We start from the raw sequence: 22,415 nt of genomic DNA, 5'->3' as shown, positions 1-22,415 counted from the left end.
AAAATAAAACACACAGATTAAAAAATAGCCGTTCATTGGAAGATTGCTAAAAATGTTTGATAATGTATAATGGAAGTCCACCAGGAAAGTATAGTTACCTGCACTTTGGTTAAATTTATTTAAGAACTAGGAGTATGAAAATGAAACCATTCGTCATAGCTGTCGTTGGCCCGACTGCCGTAGGGAAAACGAGCCTTAGTATCGAAATCGCCAAACGTTTTCAAGGAGAAGTTATCAGCGGTGATTCCATGCAAATTTATAAAGGGATGGACATAGGGACAGCCAAGATTACCAAAGAAGAAACAGAAGGTATTCCTCATCATATGATTGATATCAAAAACCCTGATCAAGCTTTTTCCGTAGCTGATTTCCAGCTGTTAGTAAGGCACCATATGGAGGATATCCTTGAAAGGAACAAGTTACCAATCATTGCTGGGGGCACAGGGCTTTATATTCAGGCTGCTCTGTATGGCTACAATTTTTCCGAGCAGAAAAGAGATGAAGGATTTCATATGCAGATTGAAGAAGAAATTGAACAAAAGGGGATTGAAACTGTTTTTGCAAGGCTACAGGAAGTAGACCCGGAACAGGCGAAAAAAATTCATCCAAACAACAAAAGAAGAGTGATCCGTGCGTTAGAGGTTTACGAAACCACCGGGATGCCAATGAGCGAGTACCAAGCTAATCAGCAGCAGGAATCTGACTATCAGCCGATTTTTATCGGTTTAGAAATGGATCGTGAATTGCTGTACCAGCGCATCAATCAGCGGGTCGATCAAATGATGGAGCAAGGATTATTGCAAGAGGTAAAGAAACTGTATGATCAAGGATTGGAGCAAGCCCAATCAATGAAAGCGATCGGTTATAAGGAATTCCTCCCATATTTTAAAGGAGAGGCCAGTTTAGAGTCATCTGTACAATTGCTTAAACGAAATTCCCGCAGGTTTGCGAAACGCCAATTTACCTGGTTTAAGAACAAGTTGAATGTAGAATGGTATGAAATCACCCCTGAACAAAAACAGCAAAAGTTTGAAATTATTTTATCCGATTTAGCAGGAATGCTGGATAAAAAATAGAATTACATAATACAGATAAAAAGAGGAGGAAAGATCATGTCTCAATCGGTAAATATTCAAGACCACTATTTAAACCAGCTTAGAAAAGAACGGATTCAAGTTACTGTCTTTTTGCTTAACGGATTTCAATTAAGAGGAACCGTCAAAGCTTTCGATAATTTCACTGTATTATTTGATACAGATGGGAAGCAACAATTGATATTTAAACACGCAATTTCTACTTTTGCCCCTGTTAAAAACGTCACATTGGAAAAAGAGTAATTTTTAAAACAACCGTAAATGCCGTCATTAAAAAGCATAGCAGGTATCCTATGGAAGGATGCCTGCTTTTCCACTTATCTGGGCCAATGTCACAAACTTACTGCTTATTCCATATAATATCGTGAATAAGGGGTGGTTATGTGGAATCTCAAGTATCACTAAAACGAAACGGCCAGATAAATATCATCTTAAATGAAAAACAAAAATTTTCAACGGATAAAGATGACAAGGTGCAAGCCAGCTATGACCCTTTTGCTGGGATCGACGAACAATTTGCTTCCTTCATAGGAATGGAAAACTTAAAAGAAACGATTAAAGAAATATATGCATCGATACACATTAACCAAAAAAGGGAAAAAGCAGGACTGAAAACACAGCAGCAAGTACTCCATATGTTATTTAAAGGAAATCCAGGAACTGGGAAAACCACTGTCGCCAGGAAACTGGCCCGTGCATTTTTTGAGATGAACATCTTATCGAAAGGTCACTTTATCGAAGCTGAAAGAGCTGATTTGGTAGGGGAGTATATTGGCCACACTGCCCAAAAAACAAGAGACTTGATTGACAAAGCTTCCGGCGGTGTCCTGTTTATAGACGAAGCCTATTCGTTAGGCCGCGGCGGAGAGAAGGATTTTGGAAAAGAAGCAATTGATACAATGGTAAAACACATGGAGGATAACCACAAAGACTTCATTCTTATTTTAGCTGGCTATCCGGACGAAATGGAACATTTTCTTTCGCTTAATCCCGGATTGAAATCCCGGTTCCCGATTGTATTGGATTTTGATGATTACTCAATCGATCAACTGCTTGATATTGCAAAACAGATGGCGGCAGAGAGAGAATACCAATTCAGCAAAGAAGCGGAGTGGAAGCTGCAGGAGTATTTGATGAGACAGCAAAGTCGGCAGGAAGAATTTTCTAATGCCCGCTTTGTCAGAAATGTTTTGGAAAAGTCAATAAGAAAGCATGCTGTCAGGCTTATCAAAAAACAAAATTGTTCAACCAAAGAATTAACGTTAATAACGAAACATGATTTGAGTTTGGAGTAAGTAAGCCCTGCATCCTTCGATGCAGGGCTTACCCGTTTTTAATTCCGATTATTATTTGGTATGATGATAGCAGAATTAGAGAAAGAGGTCATAAACCATGCAGGAAAAAGTTTTAATAGTAGCTGTTCGTTATCCAAGACAAAATGAAGATCGCTTTCAATCATCACTAAGTGAATTGCAGTCATTAACAGAAACCGCACAAGGAAATGTGTTGAAAATAGTTACCCAAAATCGTGAAAGGATTCATCCAGGTCTATATCTTGGAGAAGGGAAAATTGAGGAAATAGCTGGTTTTGTTGAGGACATGGAGATCGATTTGGTAATATCCAACGATGAGCTTTCCCCAAGCCAGTCCAAGAATTTAAGCGAACGGCTTGGCGTGCGGATTATTGATAGAAGCCAATTAATTTTAGACATTTTCGCCCAGCGGGCCAATACCAGGGAAGGGAAGCTCCAAGTAGAACTTGCCCAGCTTCAGTATATGCTGCCGCGTCTTTATGGGCAAGGTAAGTCGTTATCCCGTTTAGCAGGCGGGATAGGGACTCGCGGTCCCGGGGAAACAAAGCTGGAATCAGACCGCAGGCATATCAGAAGAAGGATTGATGATATTAAGGCCCGTCTCGATAGCATTGTCAAACAACGTGCCCAATATAGAAGCCGGAGAAAAGCGAATAAAGCATTCCAGATTGCCATAGTAGGTTATACCAATGCTGGGAAATCCACTTTTTTTAATAGAATAACGAAAAGCCAGTCTTTAGAGGAGGACCAATTATTTGCTACATTGGATCCAATGACAAGGCAAATTCAGCTCCCTTCTGGATTTGCTGCATTGATTACGGATACCGTTGGATTTATTCAGGATCTTCCAACAACTTTGATCGCTGCCTTCCGCTCTACATTGGAGGAAGTAACTGAGGCCGATTTTATCCTCCATATGGTTGATGCTTCCCATCCTGATCAAGAGAACCATCAGGCGACTGTCAATAAGCTGCTGAAGGAACTGGGAGCGGAAAATTTGCCGATGCTGACAGTTTATAATAAAAAAGATGTTTTGCAAGAGGAATTTATCCCGTCGGCATACCCATCTATCACTGTGAGTGCTCATGATCCCATTGATTTAAAAAGGGTTTTAAATGAAATTGAACAACAGCTGATTGACCAGTGGGAGTATTATCAAGTGTTCATACCTGCCTCCGATAGTCGTTTTCTGCAAAAGATATCCAGGCAGACAGTTGTCATGGACAGGGAATACCAGGAGGACCCTGAAGGTTATCAGGTCACTGGCTATATAGATTCACAGCATCCGCTGAATTACAAGCTGAAGGGGTAACAGGAGAACAATGACTGAGAATATGATAGAACAAGTAGAAGCAGATATTCAATTACAACTAAAATTGGCAAGTGATACAGCAGAAACAAACCAACGTAGAGTACTTCGGGCATTTCAGAACCACAAAGTAAGTGACAGTCACTTTAACCCAACTACTGGATATGGCTATGATGACTTTGGAAGAGAAGTTCTTGAAGCAGTTTACGCAGAGGTATTTGGCGGGGAAGATGCGCTTGTACGCCCGCAAATCGTATCCGGCACACATGCGATTACTACTGCTTTGTTCGGATTGCTGCGGCCTGATGATGAGTTACTTTATATCACTGGCAGACCATATGATACATTGGAAGCGGTTGTCGGCAGCCGTGGGGATAATAATAATCTTGGCAGCTTAAAGGATTTCGGAATCGGCTTCCATAGCGTTCCGCTTCTTCAGCAGGGAGGAGTCGATTGGCGGGGCATTGAGAACTCGATCACTGAAAACACCAGGGTAATCGGAATTCAAAGGTCAAAAGGCTATCAGGACAGACCCTCCTTTTCGATTAAGCAAATCGAAGAAATGATTCGATATATCAGACAGTTAGCTCCAGGGACAATCGTTTTCGTTGATAACTGTTACGGAGAATTTGTGGAAACTAAAGAGCCTTTGCATGTAGGAGCCGACTTAATAGCCGGTTCACTGATTAAAAATCCCGGAGGCGGTATTGTTCGCACTGGCGGATATATTGTAGGAGCAAAACGATTAGTCGAGCTATGTGCCAATCGGCTGACAGCCCCTGGTCTTGGTAAAGAAACAGGTGCTAGCCTTGGCATGCTTCAGGAGATGTTTCAAGGTTTATTCCTAGCTCCCCATATGGTAGGGGAAGCGGTTAAAGGAGCTGTGTTTTCTTCCTTGTATTTAGAACGCTCTGGATTTAGCACGTCGCCCGCCTACCAGGAGCATAGGACAGATCTAATCCAGTCGGTTAACTTTTCGACAGCAGAGCAAATGGTAGCATTTTGCCAGGCTGTTCAAAAAGCATCTCCCGTCAATTCTCACGTAATGCCTTATCCATCCTCCATGCCTGGGTACGACAGCGAAGTAATCATGGCGGCAGGAACCTTTATTCAAGGGGCAAGCCTGGAACTTACTGCCGATGGTCCAATCCGTCCGCCGTACACAGCTTTTGTCCAAGGCGGTTTAACTTATGCCCATGTGAAAATAGCAGTAACAGATGCAGTTAAGCAGCTTCAGGAATTAGGGTATTTATCAACCACCTGATAGCTGACTCCAAAAAAGAAAAGCTCCGGCTTTTCTTTTTATTTGGGGATTATAATCAGAAAATTACAGGAATTTTTAATTTTTTGATGTGAAGAAAGCTAACATCTCTTGACAATTAATGTACCGATTGTATAATGGAATTATGGAAAAACAAACGGGAAAGGGGTTATATGATGAGTGACCTGGATAGACGTTCCATGCCGTTATTTTCCATAGGTATTGTAAAATCTTTAACAGATTTAACTGCGAGACAGATTCGGTATTACGAAGAACATAACCTGGTTCATCCCGCACGTACAAACGGTAATCAGCGATTATTTTCGTTTAATGATGTAGATCGTTTGCTCGAAATTAAGGAACTGATTGAAAAAGGGATTAACCTGGCTGGTATTAAACAAGTACTTAATATTAAAGATCTTCCGACAACGAAACATCTGGAAGAAAATGAACAAGCCCCGGAATTGTCGGAAAAAGAGTTAAGAAAACTTTTGCAAAAGGAACTTTACAATACTGGCCGTTTGGGAAAAGCATCGTTGCGCCAGGGAGAATTATCACGATTCTTCCATTAATAATATAGGAGGAGAGAAACAAAATGGCTGCTAAATTTACTAAAGAAGAAATCCTGAAAAAAATCAAAGAGGAAAATGTAAGGTTCATCCGACTACAGTTTACTGATATGCTGGGAACAATTAAAAATGTTGAGATTCCTCTAAGTCAGTTAGAAAAAGCCTTTGATAATGAAATGATGTTTGACGGCTCGTCCATTGAAGGTTTTGTCCGTATTGAAGAGTCTGATATGAAGTTATACCCAGACCTTGATACTTTTGTTGTATTCCCTTGGACTTCTGAAAAGGGTAAAGTCGCTAGATTCATTTGTGATATTTATAATCCAGATGGGACTCCATTTGAAGGAGATCCTCGTTATAACTTAAAACGAAACCTGAAAAAGATGGAAGAGTTAGGTTTCACTGCATTTAACATCGGTACAGAACCGGAATTCTTCTTATTCAAATTGGACGAAAAAGGAGAACCATCGCTGGAATTGAATGATAAAGGCGGATATTTTGATTTAGCTCCTACCGACTTAGGTGAAAACTGCCGCCGCGATATTGTACTTGAATTAGAAGAAATGGGATTTGAAATTGAAGCTTCCCACCATGAGGTAGCTCCTGGACAGCATGAAATCGACTTTAAATATTCCGATGCGCTAAAGCATTGTGATGACATTCAAACTTTTAAACTAGTAGTTAAAACAATCGCCAGAAAGCATGGATTACATGCAACATTCATGCCGAAACCATTGTTTGGCGTTAATGGCTCGGGAATGCACTCAAACATGTCTTTATTTAAAGACGGCAAAAACACCTTCTTTGATTCTCAAGGAGAATTGGAACTTAGTGAAACTGCTTACCAATTCATTGCAGGCATTATTAAGCACGCAACGAATTTCACAGCAGTAACTAACCCTACGATTAACTCTTATAAGAGATTGGTACCTGGTTACGAAGCCCCATGTTATGTAGCCTGGTCTGGATTGAACCGAAGTCCGCTAATTCGTGTTCCTTCTTCAAGAGGATTGAGTACAAGAGTGGAGGTTCGCAGTGTAGATCCGGCAGCAAACCCGTACATGGCTATGTCGGTAATGCTTGCAGCAGGACTGGATGGTATCAGGAATAAAATGGAGGCACCTACTGCCGTAGATAGAAATATCTATGTAATGGATAAAGAAGAAAGAGAAGAAAATGGTGTCCAAGATTTACCGGCTACACTATATAATGCAATTGAATTATTGAAAAAAGACGAAATTATTGTAGAAGCTCTAGGTGAACATTTATTCGAACACTTTGTTGAAGCAAAAGAAATCGAATGGGATATGTTCCGTACACAAGTACACCCTTGGGAACGCGAGCAATACCTGCAAACTTACTAAATTGATTAATCCCTTGGTGCTCAGGCACTGAGGGATTTTTGTTCTTGAGGAACGGGTTGAACAGATGTATTGTTAAGCTCAAAGGACAAACAATAACTTATGAAGTGAAAAGGAGTTTGATACGGAAGGCGGGCCGATTAAAAACAATCGGAACAACAATAATGCTTTCAGCGACAATGGTTTTAACAACCGGGAGATAACGAAAAAGGCTGTTAAAAAGAGTAATCAGTGACACTCGATAAGCTATTCTTTATGTCTTATTTAGCTTTGTTGTAAATAAGATATAAAGGGGTGGTCTTATGGAACAAGTATTGATTTTTGCTTCCGTACTATTGCCAATAGTGTCGGCTTTGGTGGAGCTGGTGAAAAAAACATTCACTATGCCGAAAAACATTATTCCATCTATCAGTCTGCTAATTGGCGTATTGATTGGCGCAGCAGCTTATCCATTTACTGAAATGGACCTTGTCCTTCGTTTATGGGCAGGCGGTCTGGCCGGTTTGGGGGGCACAGGATTGTTTGAATTAGTAAAGAAAAGAGAGGGTAGTACTAAAGAATAGACGCTCTTATGAGCGTCTATTCTTTATGGATGGCATTTTAATTCAATTTCTTAAGAAAACGAAAGTAACTTCCCTATAAAGCGTTCGAATAGTTCTAAAAAGATAGTTAAAAAAGCTACTATTTCTTTAAAGTTTGTAGTAATATCATTATCTTTTTTTGATTTATCTTTAATTTCTCTTATTGTTGAGGCATCGTTTTCTTTAGGTGCCGCTTGTAATGCCTGTTTTTGTTTTACAGGTGTATTCATTTCTTCAGACACTTTCCTACCATTAGAGGGTGGGGATTTAGCTGGTGAAGAAGAATCCTGAATAGAAACTTCTTTTAAATTCTCCTCTTTCTTTTTTGACTCTCTTACATTATCTTTTACTATTTCTTTGGCTGGTGTTTTTTTAGTGTCTTTTTCTTGTGAATTTTTTATGGGTTTCTTGTTACTTTGTTCACTTTCTTCACTTTCTTCTCGCTTTTTTTCTAAAGGTTTTTCTTCCTTTAAAATAACTTCTTTAGGATTAACCTCTTTTTGGTTATTCCTAATATTATCTTCAACTTTTTCTTCTTTTGTTCGTGTGGAGATTTTAAAACCTTCCGATTCATTTCCTGAACTATCTACCGATTTAATAATGATCTCATAAAGGGAATCAGGTGCTAGATCAAAAAATGTAAATGTAGATTTATCAACTCTACTTACTGATGTTTGGGCATTTTCATTAATAATCAAATTCACTTTGGCTAAGTCCTTATCATCTGGGTTATCCCAGCTGATAGTAATTGAGTTGCTTGTATAATTCGTAACTTTTACACCAGATACTTCTGCCGGAGGTTTTATATCAGATTGAGAGTAATTTATCATCCCATGCCCATAAAATGAGTCTCTTCCTAATTCGCCCAAATCGAGTGAGTTATCAGCTATGATTTCCCGTAATCTTCTATTAGAAAGGTTTGGATGTTTTTGTTTCAATAAAGCCAGCATCCCGGTAACATGAGGGGATGCTTGCGATGTTCCGGTAAATTTGGCATACAGATTATTTAAATGGGTACTCGTGATTTCCGTGCCAGGTGCTGACAATTCAACCTCCGTTCCAGTTGATGCAAAGGATTCGATCAATAAGTCTTTATTAATGGCGGAAACAGCAATAACCTCAGGATATTTTGCGGGATAGCTTACTGAAGAACTTTCTGATCCGTTATTCCCGCTTGCTCCTACTATTAAAATCCCAGAACTATAAGCTTTCTTTATAATCTCTTTCAATGTTTGACTATCATGAGACGTGCCCAGGGAAAGGTTTATAATATCCATATCTTGTTGAATTGCCCAATCTATTGCTTCAACTAAGTCAGCTAGGTTGCCTTCTCCGTTATTGTCTAAAGCCTTTACAGCAAACAGGTCTGCTGTCGGAGCAACCCCAACGATACCTATTTTGTTTTGCTTAGCTCCAATTATCCCTGCTACATGCGTTCCATGACCATTATCATCCTTCCAACTAGTCGTGTAATCTACGGTGGAAATTCCGTCAGATATCGCCAAATCAGCATGATCGCTGATACCTGTATCAATTATTGCTATTTTAATATTTTCTCCTGTTAAACTTTCTTGCCATGCTGAAGGAGCGCCAATCGCTTCTATATTCCATTGTTCAATGACAGTATCGTTAATAGGATGGTCTTCTAATTTATTACTTTTGTCATACGTTAATTCAAGGTCTAGATTATTTTCTGTATAAGAAATTTCATAGTTTTCATGCAGGTATTCTAATTTATCGGGTTGAATTAAAACCAACATTGCAGGAATGTTTTGAAATTGATGAACTACTTGGGAACTTTCTTCTATAATGGCTTCTTTGCTTTTATTATTTTCATAACCTACGAGTAATTGGTCTGAATTTGCGGCATGAGAAGGAACGGAAGAATTATAAAATAATGTACAAATAATGATGAATGAGAACAAAGAAAATTTGTAAACTGTGGTTTTCACTTTTGAAGGCTCCTTTAATTTTCATAATTATAAACTTTATCAGTTTTTTAATATCTTGTCTCTAATAATTATCTTGAAAGATGAAATTTGGGGCATAGGTTTTCTTGAAAAGAACGATATAAGCATGTCTGATAGGGGGGGATCATTATAATGGATACCCTTATAACTATAAAAAAACTTTGGACATTTTCTTTGAAAAATTATAAAATCTACGAAGGGGAGGTGTTTTTTATTAAGTATCTTGGTTTTATAATGATTGCAGTATTAGTTTTTGCAGTTACGAACAATTTTCAGGAAATATACAACTTCTCTTCTATTTGGTTGTTTTTCGTGAATGTTTTTCTCCTCAGTTACTTCGCCTTCTTGGTAGTTTTCCCGCTTTCAGATGAACAAGATCAAAAAGCAACCAACTAACTACAAAACTACTTGTTTTGCAATTATATATTCAAGCAGAGAAACAAAAAACCCAAATCTATTGATTTGGGTTTTTTGTTATCTATTTATATAGTAGAACCCTGTTTATTGAATATGACGATATAAGCCAACCACTTTGCCCAGAACCGAGACATTGTTCAGTATAATCGGATCCATTGTCGCGTTTTCCGGCTGTAATCTGATATGGTCTTTTTCTTTGAAAAATCTCTTTACCGTTGCTTCTCCATCATCCGTCATAGCCACAACAATTTCCCCGTTCTGGGCCGTCTGCTGCTGTTTAACGATCACCATGTCACCATCAAGAATTCCTGCTTCCATCATACTTTCTCCTTCGATGACTAGAACAAATATGTTTTCATCAGGATTCGCAATAGTGTTTGGCAATGGCACATACTCTTCGATGTTTTCTACGGCAGTAATTGGAATCCCGGCAGTAACTTTACCAATAACTGGAGCAAATGTTGCTTCGCCAGTCGGTATATCGTTTGCCTCTTCCAAACTGAGTACTTCAATGGCGCGTGGTTTGGTCGGATCTCTTCTGATATAGCCTTTCTTCTCTAATCTTGATAAGTGGCCATGGACGGTTGAACTGGAAGCTAGTCCAACAGCTTCGCCGATTTCTCTTACAGAGGGTGGATAACCTTTATCCAATACCTGGTCTTTAATATATTCCAAAATTGCTTGCTGTCTTTTTGATAACTTAGTCATTTATATAACACCTCGGACATAGTATTTATTGAGAATATTATACCATGGCTACCATCGATATACAAACATTCGTTCGAAAAAATCATTGACAAGAACCTGTGTTCGTATATAATAGAAATATACAAACGAACAGAGGTTCTTATTTTTAGGAGGCGGATTTACATGTTTCAAAAGTTGACTAAAGTGGATTTCTTTTATATTACCTTATTTTTTTTGACGTTAGGGTTTATGTATTATTCAATGGTTACTAGTTAATCAAATAGTTTACTGACAGATAAAGGATGACATATAGTGGAGAACTTGGAGAGTTGGAAGGCTGTTATCTATTGCCGGGTAAGTACGGAGAAAGAAGAACAGGAAACTTCCTTAAAGCGGCAGAAACACGAATTGTTAGAAATGGCTAAAAGCAAAAACATGAAAATCATTCAGGTTATTGAAGAAAAGAAAAGCGGCTATGAAATCGAGCGGGAAGGTATTTTTTCTATGTTGGAACTTTTTACAGCCAAAAGGGCCGATTGTCTATTAATTCAGGATGAGACAAGATTAGGCAGAGGGAATACGAAAATCGCTTTATTTCATCAACTGAACAAGCTTGATGTCCCTGTTTTTTCGGTTTCACACCAAGGAAAACTTCAATTATCTGAATCCGATTCAATGGTTTTGCAAATTGTAGGCATTGTGGAGGAATACCAACGAAAAATCCATAACATGAAAATAAAGCGAGGCATGAAAAAAGCAATCGAGCGGGGATATGATCCGAGCAGGAACTTTTCCCATCAAAATCATGGGTCCGGCCGAGAGAGAATAGAATTTCCTATCGAAGAAGTTGTTAGGCTAAAGGGTAATAAATTAACGTTTGAGGAAATCGCGGCTACGCTTAAAGGACTTGGTTATCCTGTTTCAAAGGCAACGGTGCACAGGAGATATAAGGAATATGTTTCGCTTGATTCTCATACAGACAAAAGATAAGATATAAAAAAAGACAAGTTCTTCGGGGCTTGTTTTTTTATTATCAGTTAAACATATACCATAATGGTTAAAGGAGTTTATTATGCTTTCAAAAGATAAATTGGATAGAATTAATACACTTGCCAAAAAAGCAAAAGCTGAAGGATTGACCACTAAAGAGAAACAAGAGCAAAAAACCCTTAGAGAAGAATACTTGAAAAATGTTAGAAAATCTTTTAAAAACCAATTCAAGAGTATGACAGTCGTCGATCCGGAAGGTAAAGATGTAACTCCCCAGAAAGTAAAAGATTTAAAAAACCGTGAAAAGAATAACCATTAAGACAATAGAACAATTTTGACAAGTATTACAGCGGAATCATATAATGGGCATACTGTAATACTTGTTTCTTTTGTTATTTCATTATAGGATATTAATTGTACTTAAACTGTTGACTTAGAAAGGGGTTACATAAAGATAATGGTGAATAAAACAGAAAAAATTTCTATTAATACCATACGTACTTTATCTATTGATGCGATTGAAAATGCGAACTCAGGCCATCCAGGTCTACCGATGGGTGCAGCCCCAATGGCTTATGCATTGTGGACCGATTTCATGTCCCACAACCCGGAAAATTCTCACTGGTTTAACAGGGACCGTTTTGTTCTGTCAGCAGGACATGGTTCGATGCTGTTATACAGCCTTTTACACTTATCCGGGTATAACTTGTCGATCGAGGATTTAAAGGGATTCCGCCAATGGGGTTCTAAAACTCCAGGGCATCCGGAAGTCCATCATACGGATGGGGTAGAAGCAACAACAGGACCGCTCGGCCAGGGGCTGGCTATGACTGTTGGTATGGCAATGGCAGAAAAGCACTTAGCTGCTAAATATAACAGAGAAGGCTATCCTGTTATCGACCATTATTCATACGCTATCACGAGTGATGGAGATTTAATGGAAGGGATTTCCCATGAAGCGGCTTCACTAGCAGGCCATTTAAAATTAGGTAAATTAATTGCTTTATATGATTCAAATGATATTTCTCTTGATGGAGAGTTATCCCAATCCTTTTCGGAAAATGTTGAAGATAGATTTAAGGCATACGGCTGGCAAGTCATCCGTGTAGAAGATGGAAACGACGTTGCTGCTATTCGCGAGGCAATAACAGAGGCTAAATCAAATACAGATCAGCCGACACTCATTGAAGTGAAAACAATTATTGGATATGGCTCGCCTAACAAGTCAGCCTCTGCCGCGTCACATGGTGCACCGCTTGGCGCTGACGAAATAAAATTGACAAAAGAAGCCTACGAATGGGAACACGAAGAATTCCATGTTCCTGAAGAGGTATATGAAGATTTTAATCAGAAAATTGTACAACGCGGAAAGCAGGCAGAGTCTGAGTGGAATGCTCTTTTAGAACGGTATAAAGCTGAATTTCCTGAGTTGGGTAAAGAATTGGAATTAGCGATGAAGGGTGAGCTTCCAGAAAACTGGGCTGATGAGCTTCCGACCTTTGAGCCTGAAAAAGACAAGCTTGCTACTCGTGCTTCTTCTGGAGAAGTGATTAATGCAATTGCTGAAAAAGTACCGTACTTCTTCGGAGGCAGTGCAGACTTAGCAGGTTCAAATAAAACAACTGTAAAGGATGCAGGAGACTTTTCCAGAAATGATTACTCAGGCAGAAATATCTGGTTTGGGGTACGAGAATTTGCAATGGCAGCAGCCCTTAATGGCATGGCATTGCATGGCGGATTGAAAGTATATGCCGGTACTTTCTTTGTTTTCAGTGACTACCTGCGCCCGGCAGTAAGGCTTTCAGCAATAATGGACTTGCCCGTCACATATGTATTTACCCACGATTCTATAGCTGTTGGTGAAGATGGTCCTACTCATGAACCAATTGAACAATTACCGTCTCTTCGAGCGATGCCGAACCTATCAGTTATTCGGCCGGCAGATGGTAATGAAACGAAAGCAGCGTGGCAACTATCATTGGAATCCAGTAAAACACCGACTGCATTGGTTTTAACTCGTCAGGGGCTTCCGACTATTGAAGGTACGAAGGAAAATGCCTATGAAGGGGTTAAAAAGGGTGCTTATGTTATTAGTCCAGCAACAAAAGAAACTCCAGATGCCTTACTTCTAGCTACTGGCTCCGAGGTACAGCTGGCGGTAAAAGCACAAAAGGAATTAAAAGCGAAAGGCTATGATGTCAGCGTAGTCAGCATGCCTTCCTGGGATCGCTTCAAAAACCAGGACAAAGCATACAAGGAGAAAGTACTTCCTCCTTCTGTCAAAAAACGTCTGGCGATAGAAATGGCATCGCCATTCGGCTGGGAAAGATATGTAGGAGATGAAGGGATAGTATTAGGAATTGAAACCTTCGGAGCGTCAGCAAATGGCGAAAAGATTATGGAAGAATACGGATTTACCGTAGATAACGTAGTAAGCCAAGCTGAATCTTTAATTAAAGGGTAACTATTCTCTCCCCCCAGGCTTTACCTAGCCCGGGGGGTCCTTATGTGTACAATCCATCTTCGCTGCGGCTTTCGACAAAACTCGTCGAATTCTTATACGTGGTTTGACAACAGTTTCAAGTAACTTTGTGTATAATTGTCCTCAAATTAAGGGAGGACAAGTAAATGCCTGATTATTCTATTTACTGGATTGAGGAAGAGTTTCACCGTCATTATTTTTATCGTTCTGACGTACTCTTTCGATTTCTAAAGCAATGCCATCTTCAGCCGGAAAATGAGATTTTGATGAAACAATTTGCGTATGTAGTCCATCAAGTTCCGGTAGATCGATTACTAAAGCATATGAAACAATGCTTGGCACCAGGAAGGTTTCAATTTGAAGAGAGCAGGCATATTAGTATTCAAACCAAAGGAAACAAATTGAATTTGTTTTTAGGCGATCGATACTTATCCGGTAGTTCGAAGAGTATGGAAGCGGCAGAAGAGATACTTTTTCAGACGCTAAGAAAATTTGACAGGAATTTCTTTATCATAGAAACGGAATCCGAAAAGTATGGATGGGTTTCGCCTGTCCACAAAAGTTATCACAGATTAAATAAGCAGCTATTGTATTCTCTTCTTTGATTTACTATACTGTATGAGAGACAACATGATAGGAGGAAAGCTTGACATGGGCACGATTTGGGTCGTTTTAATAGCTATAGTAGCATTGATTGCCGGTGTTGCTCTTGGATTTTTCATTGCAAGAAAATATATGATGAATTACTTAAAGAAAAACCCGCCAATTAATGAGCAAATGCTGCGCACAATGATGATGCAGATGGGCCAGAAGCCATCGCAAAAGAAAATTAATCAAATGATGCGTGCAATGAACAATCAGACAAAATAACGGAATGAATACAGACATCTGTGTTTTGAAAATATCTTATAGATACTTTTGAGCATTGCACATATAAAATCCCTTGTACACTTTTAGTGGCAAGGGATTTATATGTGCAGGCATAAATTCATTTAGTTGTCACAATGAAGGTTCATTATTTTGATAAAATAAAGGGAAAGAACTATTATTTAGGGGGCAAGATTATGTCCGAATTGAATGTTTTTATCGCTTTTGGAGCAGGATTCTTATCCTTTATTTCTCCTTGCGTGTTACCATTATACCCTGCATTTTTATCTTATATTACTGGTATGAGTGTAAATGATATTAAAGAAGAAAATGGGATGCTTAATGGGAAGAGTATTTTACATACGATACTGTTCCTGCTCGGTTTTTCCAGTATTTTTTTGTTGCTCGGCTTTTTCACTACCTTTATAGGGGAATTTTTGATTGTCTGGAAGGATGCTATCCGCCAGATCGGGGCCATATTAATAGTATTTTTTGGTTTGGTGATTATAGGAGTATTGAACATCCGATTCTTAATGCAAGACCGTAAAATTGTCTTCCGGAACCGCCCGAGCGGGTTTATTGGCTCATTCATTATTGGTATGGCATTTTCAATGGGATGGACGCCGTGCACCGGTCCTATATTAGGAGCTGTCATCTCTTTGTCGGCTGAAAACCCTGATTTAGGGATTGTGATGATGACAGCTTATTCCTTAGGTTTTTCTCTGCCTTTTCTAATTTTGTCATTTTTTGTTGGTAAGATGAAGTGGATCAAGCGGAATGGGCCGTTTCTTGTGAAAATAGGCGGCTACGTTATGATTTTTATGGGGATTGCTTTATTTTTTGACTGGTTAACTGCTCTGACCTCTTTCCTGGCAGGCTGGTTTGACTTTTATGGGCTATAAGTAATGGAATTTGGCTGAAGTTTGTATTATGATAGAATTACTGATATAGAAAAGGAGTTTTATGGATGCATCGCACAAACGATTTGATTCTTAGAACGGCGACAATTTTAATATCCTTTATATTGTTTGCCTTCGCTATTTATTTGTTTCTGGCAGGTCACAATGCCCCGGGGGGAGGATTTATTGGGGGATTAATGACAGCATCAGCTATCGTTCTCATGTACATGGCTTATGGCGAAGCAGCCGTTAAAAAAGTAATCCCTGTAAATTTTCGCTATATGATCCCTGTCGGGCTGTTGATCGCACTCATTACTGGTTTAGGATCTTTTTTGTTTGGGCAGCCCTTTCTTAGTCAAACGTTTGGCCATTTTCATATTCCTTTCTTGGGAGATAAAGAGCTGGCCACAGCGCTTTTATTCGATTTGGGCGTTTATCTGACTGTAATAGGAATCACAATGACAATCATTTTATCTATTGCAAGCGACCGTGATTAGTTAGGGGGGATTTGATGGCGAATATATTAATTGTCGATGATGCTAAATTTATAAGGGTGACTCTATCCGGTATCCTCAAGAATGGCGGCCATACAGTGGTGGGGGAAGCGGAGAACGGAGAACAAGCGGTTGAATTGTACAAGCAATTAACACCAGACCTTGTTACAATGGATATTACTATGCCAGGGAAAAATGGGATGGAAGCAATGCAGGAAATAAAAGAGTTTAATCAAACAGCTAAAGTTATTATGTGTTCAGCAATGGGCCAGCAAAAACTGGTAGTTGAAGCAATCGAATTGGGCGCAAAGGATTTTATTGTGAAGCCTTTTGATGAGAACAGGGTTCTTGAGGCTGTAAACCGTGTACTTAGTTAGTATTGGTTACATAGACAACATGGAAGAGTTGATAATATGTTGATTACAGCTACCACAATTTTAGGTGTGCTAATGGCTGTTACGATGGTTTTTATTAGACTGAAAGCATCGAAGCGTCCTGCAAGCAAAGCAAGGATAATTTTACCACCGCTTTTTATGAGCACCGGGGCTTTTATGTTTTTGTTTCCTGCTTTTCAAGTGTCCTGGCAGCAGGTAATAGAGGCGGTTAGCGTAGGGGTTATTTTTTCTTTATTTCTGATAAAAACATCTAATTTTGAAGTGAGAAACGGCTATATTTATCTAATTCCTTCCAAGGCCTTCGTATTTATCCTGTTCGGACTACTATTGATTAGGATAGTGCTCAAAGTGCTCATTGGCCAAACCGTGTCTGTGGGCGAAACGAGCGGGATGTTCTATTTACTAGCTTTCGGCATGATTTTGTCCTGGCGAATAGCCATGCTTCTAAAATTCACAAAAATTGAAAAGGAATTAAACGGGACATTGACCACATGAAAAGAAGACTGACCCATTGTCAAGCATTAGCTGACAGCTAACGCTAAAAGAGTCAGTCTTCTTAGTTTTATTGATCGAAGAGGTCTGCATATGGCTCCATGTCTATTTCTTTTTCCATAAGTTTTTTTCTTAAAAACTTGTGGTCCCGTTTTGGTGTTGCAATGATATAGCCTTCGATAAGGATGTCCTGGGTGATTTTTTTTCTTTTCTTTTGTAAAGCAATTTCACCGATTTTCCCAGCAATTTTCTGCCGTGCAACATCCCTGAATAATTCCGGAACAGGTGATACGAGTTCTTCTAGTAAGGAAAGTTCAGATTTTCCCCACATATGCTTTGTCTTATTAACATAATACTCTTCCCAGTCCAGAGTGGATTTGCCATCTTCCTTCGGCAGGCGCTTTAAAAATTTGCGGAACATAAAAAAGCCGCCGATCCCCATCAATCCAACCAATATAAATACCCAGGCAACTATGAAATATGCAAATCCGCCTGTCATAAAAACCACCATTCTTTCTAAAATTGACATACTAAACAAATAGGAAGACATATACTACGATAAAAGAAAAAAATCATACAAAAGTTTTATTTTTTTGATATTTATAGTAATATTACTAATAATTGTTTTATTTCTTTATTCATAAAATATGGAAGTGCAGTTACTTGGATTTTCTGTCTGGTTCCATTAAATATGTTACATTTTAATATCGTTATTATAAAAGGATATGTCTTTAAATACAAGCTTTCAAGTAATGAATAGGCAAAAAAGAATAGATGAATAGCCTGCTTTTTGAGATAATCAGTCTAGTAGTAAGGTATATGAGATAGGGGGACGAATGAATGGATTCAGAACAAACAAATAAAGAGGTGAACCTACCTCTCTCGCATTCACAAATGGAGCTAGCTGACCATCATCACCCTGCTACTGAATTTATGCTAGCGAACCTCCCGAATAATATGCTCAAATGGGTTGAACAAAATGGATATGATCTGATTACTATCTGTGACCTGAAAGGTCGCGTATTATATGTATCTGATTCGGTCTACAAGATGCTTGGTTACAAATCAAAGGATCTAATTGGTGTGCCTGTCTTAGAATTATTGTCTCCGTACGACCAGGAGATGATGATGACAAAGTTCAGCAAGCAGTCTGGCGAATCACAAAAGTTTCATTTAAGTATTAGAAATACAGATGGAAAGTATATTTGGGCGGAAAGTGTAATTGGGCGAGTCCACGATGAGGAACGTGCGTTTGATGTGTTGATTTCGGTGACAAAAGATATCCAGGATAAAAAGGAAGCCGAAGAAATGATGATTCGTTCAGAGAAAATGTCTGTAGCAGGCCAGCTTGCTGCCGGGGTAGCTCATGAAATTAGAAATCCTTTAACATCTATTAAAGGATTTCTCCAGTTATTACAGGCAGGGATTGACCGTAAAGAGGAATATTACAAAATAATGGTGGATGAAATAGAAAAAATAGAAACAATCACTTCTGAGTTATTATTCATTTCCAAGCCTATGACAGATGATAAGAAAAAGGAATTGCTTTCTGAGCTGTTAAGCGATGTGATCACCTTAATGAAATCCCAGGCAAAGCTAAAAAATGTCGATATTTGTATGGATTTGGACGAAAAACAATACATTTACTGTGATCGGTCGCAAATCAAGCAAGTATTTATTAACTTAATTAAAAACGCTATAGAAGCAATGAAAGACGGAGGAAAAGTATTCGTTGTTGCAGATACACATAAGGATTTCTGCCAGATAGATATCATCGATGAAGGACCCGGAATTCCAGAAAACCTGATTCATAAACTCAAAGAGCCCTTTTTCACTACAAAAAAAGACGGTACAGGGCTGGGATTAATGATTTCCAACCAGATTGTCGAAAAACATAATGGAAGCCTCGAAATTTATCGCAACAAAGAAAAAGGGAGCACTTTCAGAGTGATTATTCCCTTGAAAAGAGAGTATTAACGTAGTTGTTTTCTGTCTTTCCTATAGAAAGATCGACTTAGCGCTGCCTGTGTCCATCTTTCTATAGGAAAGCTCTTTCCGCTGGACTGCGAGCTTGCAATTAAGGGCAAGGAATATATGTTAGTTGTTCGTTTGCCGCCTCTTATATTCTATACGTGCAAAGGTACGCTTTTTTTCCTCCAGCATTTTCTTCTGCATGATAACCCCGAACCATTAAATGAGTCTGCTATTCTTCTAATCTTTTAAAGCTTTCAGAAAAATTGTGATCAAATATTTTACTTATAAATCGATTTCATTTAAAATAAGTAGGTGGATTTAACTATTATATTTTTGTCGAAGGTTGTAACAATGGGGTATCCAAGCGCTTTCGGCTATTCACAATTTAAAAGGGGGTAACGTTAGTCTTATGGCAGCAAATAATACTTACAATGCAAAAAAGCAATTTGAACTTAATGGCAAAAAGTATAACTATTATCAACTAAAAGCCCTGGAAGACGCGGGGATTGGTAAAATTTCACGCCTGCCTTTTTCTATCAGAGTATTACTAGAATCCTTAGTAAGACAGCATGATGGATTTGTTATCAAAGATGAACACGTTGAAAGTTTGGCCAAATGGGGAGAAGCTAAAGGGAAAGATGTTCCTTTTAAACCATCCAGGGTCATCTTACAAGATTTTACCGGCGTACCGGCAGTAGTGGATTTAGCTTCACTGAGAAAAGCAATGGTAGATATGGGTGGAGCTCCAGACAAAATTAATCCGGAAGTACCGGTTGATTTAGTTATTGACCATTCGGTGCAAGTGGATAAGTACGGTACACCTGATGCTTTAAACGCTAATATGGAATTGGAATTTGAAAGAAATATAGAGCGTTATGAATTTTTGAACTGGGCGCAAAAAGCTTTCGATAACTACCGTGCCGTTCCGCCTGCAACGGGGATTGTCCACCAGGTAAACTTAGAATACATTGCTAATGTAGTTCACGCGCTCGAAAATGAAAGCGGTGAATATGATGCTTTCCCTGACACATTAGTCGGCACTGATTCGCATACAACCATGATTAATGGTTTAGGTGTATTAGGATGGGGAGTGGGAGGCATTGAAGCTGAAGCTGGAATGCTCGGACAGCCGTCTTATTTCCCGGCCCCTGATGTCATCGGGGTTAAGTTCACCGGCAGCTTCCCGAACGGAACGACTGCCACTGACCTTGCGTTGAAAGTAACTCAAGTACTTCGTGAACGTAATGTTGTCGGAAAGTTTGTAGAATACTTCGGTCCTGGTTTGCAGGATATGCCTTTGGCTGATCGTGCAACGATTTCCAACATGGCACCGGAATACGGAGCAACTTGCGGATTTTTCCCTGTCGATCAGGAATCCTTAAATTACTTGCGTTTGACAGGGCGCAGTGAAGAACATATTGAATTGGTAGAACAATACTGTAAGGAAAACAGTTTATGGTATTCTCCTGACCAGGAAGACCCTGAATTTACAGAACTAGTAGAGATTAATCTTTCTGAGTTAGAGCCTAATTTATCGGGTCCAAAACGTCCGCAGGATTTAATTCCATTATCTAAAATGAAAGAATCATTCACCAATGCCGTAACAGCACCTGCTGGCAACCAGGGCTTTGGTTTGGACGAAAAAGAATTTGATAAAGAGGTATCAATCGATCATCCTAGTGGAAAAACTTCTGTGATGAAAACTGGGGCAGTAGCGATTGCAGCAATCACTTCTTGCACGAACACATCCAACCCTTACGTCATGCTTGGTGCTGGTTTATTGGCGAAAAAAGCTGTTGAAAAAGGCTTGGAAGTGCCCGCATATGTGAAAACATCGCTTGCACCGGGTTCAAAAGTAGTTACGCGTTATCTGGAGGATTCGGGATTGATGACTTACTTGGATAAGCTTGGCTTTAACCTCGTGGGCTATGGCTGTACGACTTGTATCGGGAACTCAGGTCCGCTGGCTCCGGAAATTGAGCAAGCAATCCTTGACGGTGATTTAACGGTGTCCTCTGTCCTGTCTGGTAACAGGAACTTTGAAGGCAGGATCCATCCGCTAGTTAAAGCCAACTACTTGGCTTCACCGCCGCTTGTCGTTGCTTATGCATTAGCAGGCAGTGTAGATGTTGATTTATACAATGAACCTATTGGCAAAGATAAGGATGGAAAAGACGTTTATTTCAATGATCTCTGGCCGTCCATCGAAGAAATCAAGCATGAAGTGGCTACTGTAGTCACTCCAGAAATATTCCGAAAAGAGTACGAGCAAGTTTTTGAATCCAATGAAAAGTGGAATGCAATCAACACAACCGATGAACCATTATACAAGTGGAATGATGATTCAACTTATATTCAAAATCCGCCGTTTTTTGAAGGTTTGTCTAAAGAAGCAGATGAAGTGCGTCCATTGAATAACCTTCGGGCAATTGGTAAGTTTGGTGATTCAGTGACAACAGACCATATTTCTCCAGCAGGAGCGATTGCTAAAGATATGCCTGCAGGTAAATATCTTCAAGAAAAAGACGTATCACCAAGAAACTTCAATTCTTATGGTTCCCGTCGCGGAAACCACGAAGTAATGATGCGCGGTACTTTTGCCAACATCCGGATTCGAAACCTGTTAGCGCCTGGCACTGAAGGCGGTTATACTACCTACTGGCCGACAGAAGAAGTGATGCCTATTTATGATGCTGCTATGAAATATCAGCAAGATGGCACAGGCTTAATAGTTGTTGCAGGGAAAGACTATGGAATGGGAAGCTCTCGTGACTGGGCGGCGAAAGGCACAAACTTATTAGGCATTAAGACTGTAATTGCCGAAAGTTTTGAGCGGATTCACCGTTCCAACCTTGTTATGATGGGTGTATTGCCATTGCAATTTGAAAAAGGCGACAGTGCAGATTCACTTGGTTTAACTGGAAGAGAAACGTTTGATGTGGTAGTCGATGAGTCAGTGAAACCTCATGATTTAGTAAAAGTTACTGCTACGGATGAACAGGGGAACAAAACAGAGTTCAAAGCCATCGCACGATTTGATAGTGAAGTGGAAATCGATTATTATCGTCATGGTGGAATTCTGCAAATGGTACTGCGAAATAAATTAGAAACTAACTAATACTAAAGTTCATTGAGCTTAATGGATTGATTATTACAGTCCGGCATTCGCCGGGCTGTTTTTTGGTGTTTCGAGTGTCATAGGACCAAATTTCACAGGTAATCTTTACATGCTAAAGAAAAATATTTATGATAATGTGGAA

22 protein-coding genes are annotated in these 22,415 nt (G+C 39.3%); 19 read left to right on the top strand and 3 right to left on the bottom strand.

Annotated elements, in window-relative coordinates:
• The first annotated feature begins 140 nt into the window (after positions 1–140).
• From miaA to BLR93_RS01660, 8 genes are all read left to right on the top strand, one after another.
• On the top strand, positions 141–1,076 hold the full coding sequence (miaA, locus tag BLR93_RS01695; RefSeq protein ID WP_093210589.1) for a tRNA (adenosine(37)-N6)-dimethylallyltransferase MiaA: 936 nt from the start codon (positions 141–143) through the stop codon (positions 1,074–1,076).
• A 36-nt stretch (positions 1,077–1,112) separates the two neighbouring features.
• Positions 1,113–1,337, top strand: coding sequence for an RNA chaperone Hfq (gene hfq / locus BLR93_RS01690; RefSeq protein ID WP_093210587.1), 225 nt, complete (start codon positions 1,113–1,115; stop codon positions 1,335–1,337).
• A 140-nt stretch (positions 1,338–1,477) separates the two neighbouring features.
• Positions 1,478–2,389: a stage V sporulation protein K gene (spoVK, locus tag BLR93_RS01685; protein WP_093210585.1), complete on the top strand. Its 912-nt coding sequence runs from the start codon at positions 1,478–1,480 to the stop codon at positions 2,387–2,389.
• A 97-nt stretch (positions 2,390–2,486) separates the two neighbouring features.
• Positions 2,487–3,719, top strand: a complete 1,233-nt coding sequence (hflX, locus tag BLR93_RS01680; protein ID WP_093210583.1) for a GTPase HflX — start codon at positions 2,487–2,489, stop codon at positions 3,717–3,719.
• A 10-nt stretch (positions 3,720–3,729) separates the two neighbouring features.
• Positions 3,730–4,980, top strand: a complete 1,251-nt coding sequence (locus tag BLR93_RS01675; RefSeq protein WP_093210581.1) for a methionine gamma-lyase family protein — start codon at positions 3,730–3,732, stop codon at positions 4,978–4,980.
• A 173-nt stretch (positions 4,981–5,153) separates the two neighbouring features.
• The gene (locus BLR93_RS01670; protein WP_093210579.1) at positions 5,154–5,549 is read left to right on the top strand and encodes a MerR family transcriptional regulator; all 396 of its coding nucleotides are present in this window, start codon (positions 5,154–5,156) and stop codon (positions 5,547–5,549) included.
• Between the two features lie 23 nt (positions 5,550–5,572).
• On the top strand, positions 5,573–6,910 hold the full coding sequence (gene glnA / locus BLR93_RS01665; RefSeq protein WP_093210577.1) for a type I glutamate--ammonia ligase: 1,338 nt from the start codon (positions 5,573–5,575) through the stop codon (positions 6,908–6,910).
• 299 nt (positions 6,911–7,209) lie between these two features.
• Positions 7,210–7,470, top strand: coding sequence for a holin (locus tag BLR93_RS01660; RefSeq protein WP_093210575.1), 261 nt, complete (start codon positions 7,210–7,212; stop codon positions 7,468–7,470).
• Between the two features lie 50 nt (positions 7,471–7,520).
• Here BLR93_RS01660 and BLR93_RS01655 read toward each other — a convergent pair whose 3' ends face one another.
• Both BLR93_RS01655 and lexA read right to left on the bottom strand, forming a co-directional pair.
• A complete protein-coding gene (locus BLR93_RS01655) occupies positions 7,521–9,440 on the bottom strand; it encodes a S8 family peptidase (RefSeq protein WP_093210573.1) in 1,920 nt (639 codons plus the stop codon).
• Positions 9,441–9,959: 519 nt separating this feature from the next.
• Complete coding sequence (gene lexA, locus BLR93_RS01645; RefSeq protein ID WP_093210569.1) at positions 9,960–10,583, bottom strand: transcriptional repressor LexA; 624 nt, start codon at positions 10,581–10,583, stop codon at positions 9,960–9,962.
• Positions 10,584–10,883: 300 nt separating this feature from the next.
• Between lexA and BLR93_RS01640 the strand changes: the two genes are divergently transcribed.
• The 9 genes from BLR93_RS01640 to BLR93_RS01600 all read left to right on the top strand — a co-directional run bounded on the left by BLR93_RS01640 (position 10,884) and on the right by BLR93_RS01600 (position 17,184).
• Entirely contained in the window at positions 10,884–11,552 is a 669-nt protein-coding gene (locus tag BLR93_RS01640) for a YneB family resolvase-like protein (protein WP_093212286.1), read from the top strand.
• Between the two features lie 82 nt (positions 11,553–11,634).
• A complete protein-coding gene (locus BLR93_RS01635) occupies positions 11,635–11,871 on the top strand; it encodes a DUF896 domain-containing protein (RefSeq protein ID WP_093210567.1) in 237 nt (78 codons plus the stop codon).
• Positions 11,872–12,009: 138 nt separating this feature from the next.
• Positions 12,010–14,016, top strand: coding sequence for a transketolase (tkt, locus tag BLR93_RS01630; RefSeq protein WP_093210565.1), 2,007 nt, complete (start codon positions 12,010–12,012; stop codon positions 14,014–14,016).
• 164 nt (positions 14,017–14,180) lie between these two features.
• On the top strand, positions 14,181–14,639 hold the full coding sequence (gene sirA / locus BLR93_RS01625; RefSeq protein WP_093210563.1) for a sporulation inhibitor of replication protein SirA: 459 nt from the start codon (positions 14,181–14,183) through the stop codon (positions 14,637–14,639).
• A 46-nt stretch (positions 14,640–14,685) separates the two neighbouring features.
• Positions 14,686–14,904: a YneF family protein gene (locus BLR93_RS01620; RefSeq protein WP_093210562.1), complete on the top strand. Its 219-nt coding sequence runs from the start codon at positions 14,686–14,688 to the stop codon at positions 14,902–14,904.
• A 194-nt stretch (positions 14,905–15,098) separates the two neighbouring features.
• Positions 15,099–15,803: a cytochrome c biogenesis CcdA family protein gene (locus BLR93_RS01615; protein ID WP_093210560.1), complete on the top strand. Its 705-nt coding sequence runs from the start codon at positions 15,099–15,101 to the stop codon at positions 15,801–15,803.
• Between the two features lie 65 nt (positions 15,804–15,868).
• Complete coding sequence (locus BLR93_RS01610; protein WP_093210558.1) at positions 15,869–16,297, top strand: Na(+)/H(+) antiporter subunit B; 429 nt, start codon at positions 15,869–15,871, stop codon at positions 16,295–16,297.
• 14 nt (positions 16,298–16,311) lie between these two features.
• Positions 16,312–16,671 carry a response regulator gene (locus BLR93_RS01605; protein WP_093210556.1) on the top strand — a complete coding sequence of 120 codons (360 nt, stop codon included), beginning with the start codon at positions 16,312–16,314 and terminating at the stop codon, positions 16,669–16,671.
• Between the two features lie 36 nt (positions 16,672–16,707).
• The gene (locus tag BLR93_RS01600) at positions 16,708–17,184 is read left to right on the top strand and encodes a CcdC family protein (RefSeq protein WP_093210554.1); all 477 of its coding nucleotides are present in this window, start codon (positions 16,708–16,710) and stop codon (positions 17,182–17,184) included.
• Between the two features lie 67 nt (positions 17,185–17,251).
• Here the strand turns inward: BLR93_RS01600 and BLR93_RS01595 are convergent, their stop codons facing one another.
• Positions 17,252–17,680: a DUF2621 family protein gene (locus BLR93_RS01595; RefSeq protein WP_093210552.1), complete on the bottom strand. Its 429-nt coding sequence runs from the start codon at positions 17,678–17,680 to the stop codon at positions 17,252–17,254.
• Between the two features lie 341 nt (positions 17,681–18,021).
• Between BLR93_RS01595 and BLR93_RS01590 the strand changes: the two genes are divergently transcribed.
• Positions 18,022–19,158, top strand: a complete 1,137-nt coding sequence (locus tag BLR93_RS01590) for an ATP-binding protein (RefSeq protein WP_245690034.1) — start codon at positions 18,022–18,024, stop codon at positions 19,156–19,158.
• A 406-nt stretch (positions 19,159–19,564) separates the two neighbouring features.
• The gene (gene acnA, locus BLR93_RS01585; protein WP_093210550.1) at positions 19,565–22,273 is read left to right on the top strand and encodes an aconitate hydratase AcnA; all 2,709 of its coding nucleotides are present in this window, start codon (positions 19,565–19,567) and stop codon (positions 22,271–22,273) included.
• The last annotated feature ends 142 nt before the right edge of the window (positions 22,274–22,415 follow it).

This window comes from Sediminibacillus albus, assembly GCF_900101125.1.
Classification (GTDB): Bacteria; Bacillota; Bacilli; order Bacillales; family Amphibacillaceae; genus Sediminibacillus; species Sediminibacillus albus.
Note: the sequence above shows the minus strand (reverse complement) of the source record. Positions and strands in the feature narration are given on the sequence as shown.

Bases quoted from the DNA above. Each gene is read 5' to 3' on its own strand.
- BLR93_RS01660 (WP_093210575.1), top strand. From the start codon at position 7,210: ATGGAACAAGTATTGATTTTTGCTTCCGTACTATTGCCAATAGTGTCG.
- miaA (WP_093210589.1), top strand. From the start codon at position 141: ATGAAACCATTCGTCATAGCTGTCGTTGGCCCGACTGCCGTAGGGAAA.
- BLR93_RS01675 (WP_093210581.1), top strand. From the start codon at position 3,730: ATGACTGAGAATATGATAGAACAAGTAGAAGCAGATATTCAATTACAA.
- BLR93_RS01635 (WP_093210567.1), top strand. From the start codon at position 11,635: ATGCTTTCAAAAGATAAATTGGATAGAATTAATACACTTGCCAAAAAA.
- BLR93_RS01670 (WP_093210579.1), top strand. From the start codon at position 5,154: ATGAGTGACCTGGATAGACGTTCCATGCCGTTATTTTCCATAGGTATT.
- BLR93_RS01590 (WP_245690034.1), top strand. From the start codon at position 18,022: ATGGATTCAGAACAAACAAATAAAGAGGTGAACCTACCTCTCTCGCAT.
- hflX (WP_093210583.1), top strand. From the start codon at position 2,487: ATGCAGGAAAAAGTTTTAATAGTAGCTGTTCGTTATCCAAGACAAAAT.
- BLR93_RS01615 (WP_093210560.1), top strand. From the start codon at position 15,099: ATGTCCGAATTGAATGTTTTTATCGCTTTTGGAGCAGGATTCTTATCC.
- tkt (WP_093210565.1), top strand. From the start codon at position 12,010: ATGGTGAATAAAACAGAAAAAATTTCTATTAATACCATACGTACTTTA.
- BLR93_RS01600 (WP_093210554.1), top strand. From the start codon at position 16,708: ATGTTGATTACAGCTACCACAATTTTAGGTGTGCTAATGGCTGTTACG.
- BLR93_RS01605 (WP_093210556.1), top strand. From the start codon at position 16,312: ATGGCGAATATATTAATTGTCGATGATGCTAAATTTATAAGGGTGACT.
- acnA (WP_093210550.1), top strand. From the start codon at position 19,565: ATGGCAGCAAATAATACTTACAATGCAAAAAAGCAATTTGAACTTAAT.
- glnA (WP_093210577.1), top strand. From the start codon at position 5,573: ATGGCTGCTAAATTTACTAAAGAAGAAATCCTGAAAAAAATCAAAGAG.
- BLR93_RS01595 (WP_093210552.1), bottom strand. From the start codon at position 17,680: ATGACAGGCGGATTTGCATATTTCATAGTTGCCTGGGTATTTATATTG.
- BLR93_RS01610 (WP_093210558.1), top strand. From the start codon at position 15,869: ATGCATCGCACAAACGATTTGATTCTTAGAACGGCGACAATTTTAATA.
- lexA (WP_093210569.1), bottom strand. From the start codon at position 10,583: ATGACTAAGTTATCAAAAAGACAGCAAGCAATTTTGGAATATATTAAA.
- sirA (WP_093210563.1), top strand. From the start codon at position 14,181: ATGCCTGATTATTCTATTTACTGGATTGAGGAAGAGTTTCACCGTCAT.
- BLR93_RS01620 (WP_093210562.1), top strand. From the start codon at position 14,686: ATGGGCACGATTTGGGTCGTTTTAATAGCTATAGTAGCATTGATTGCC.
- hfq (WP_093210587.1), top strand. From the start codon at position 1,113: ATGTCTCAATCGGTAAATATTCAAGACCACTATTTAAACCAGCTTAGA.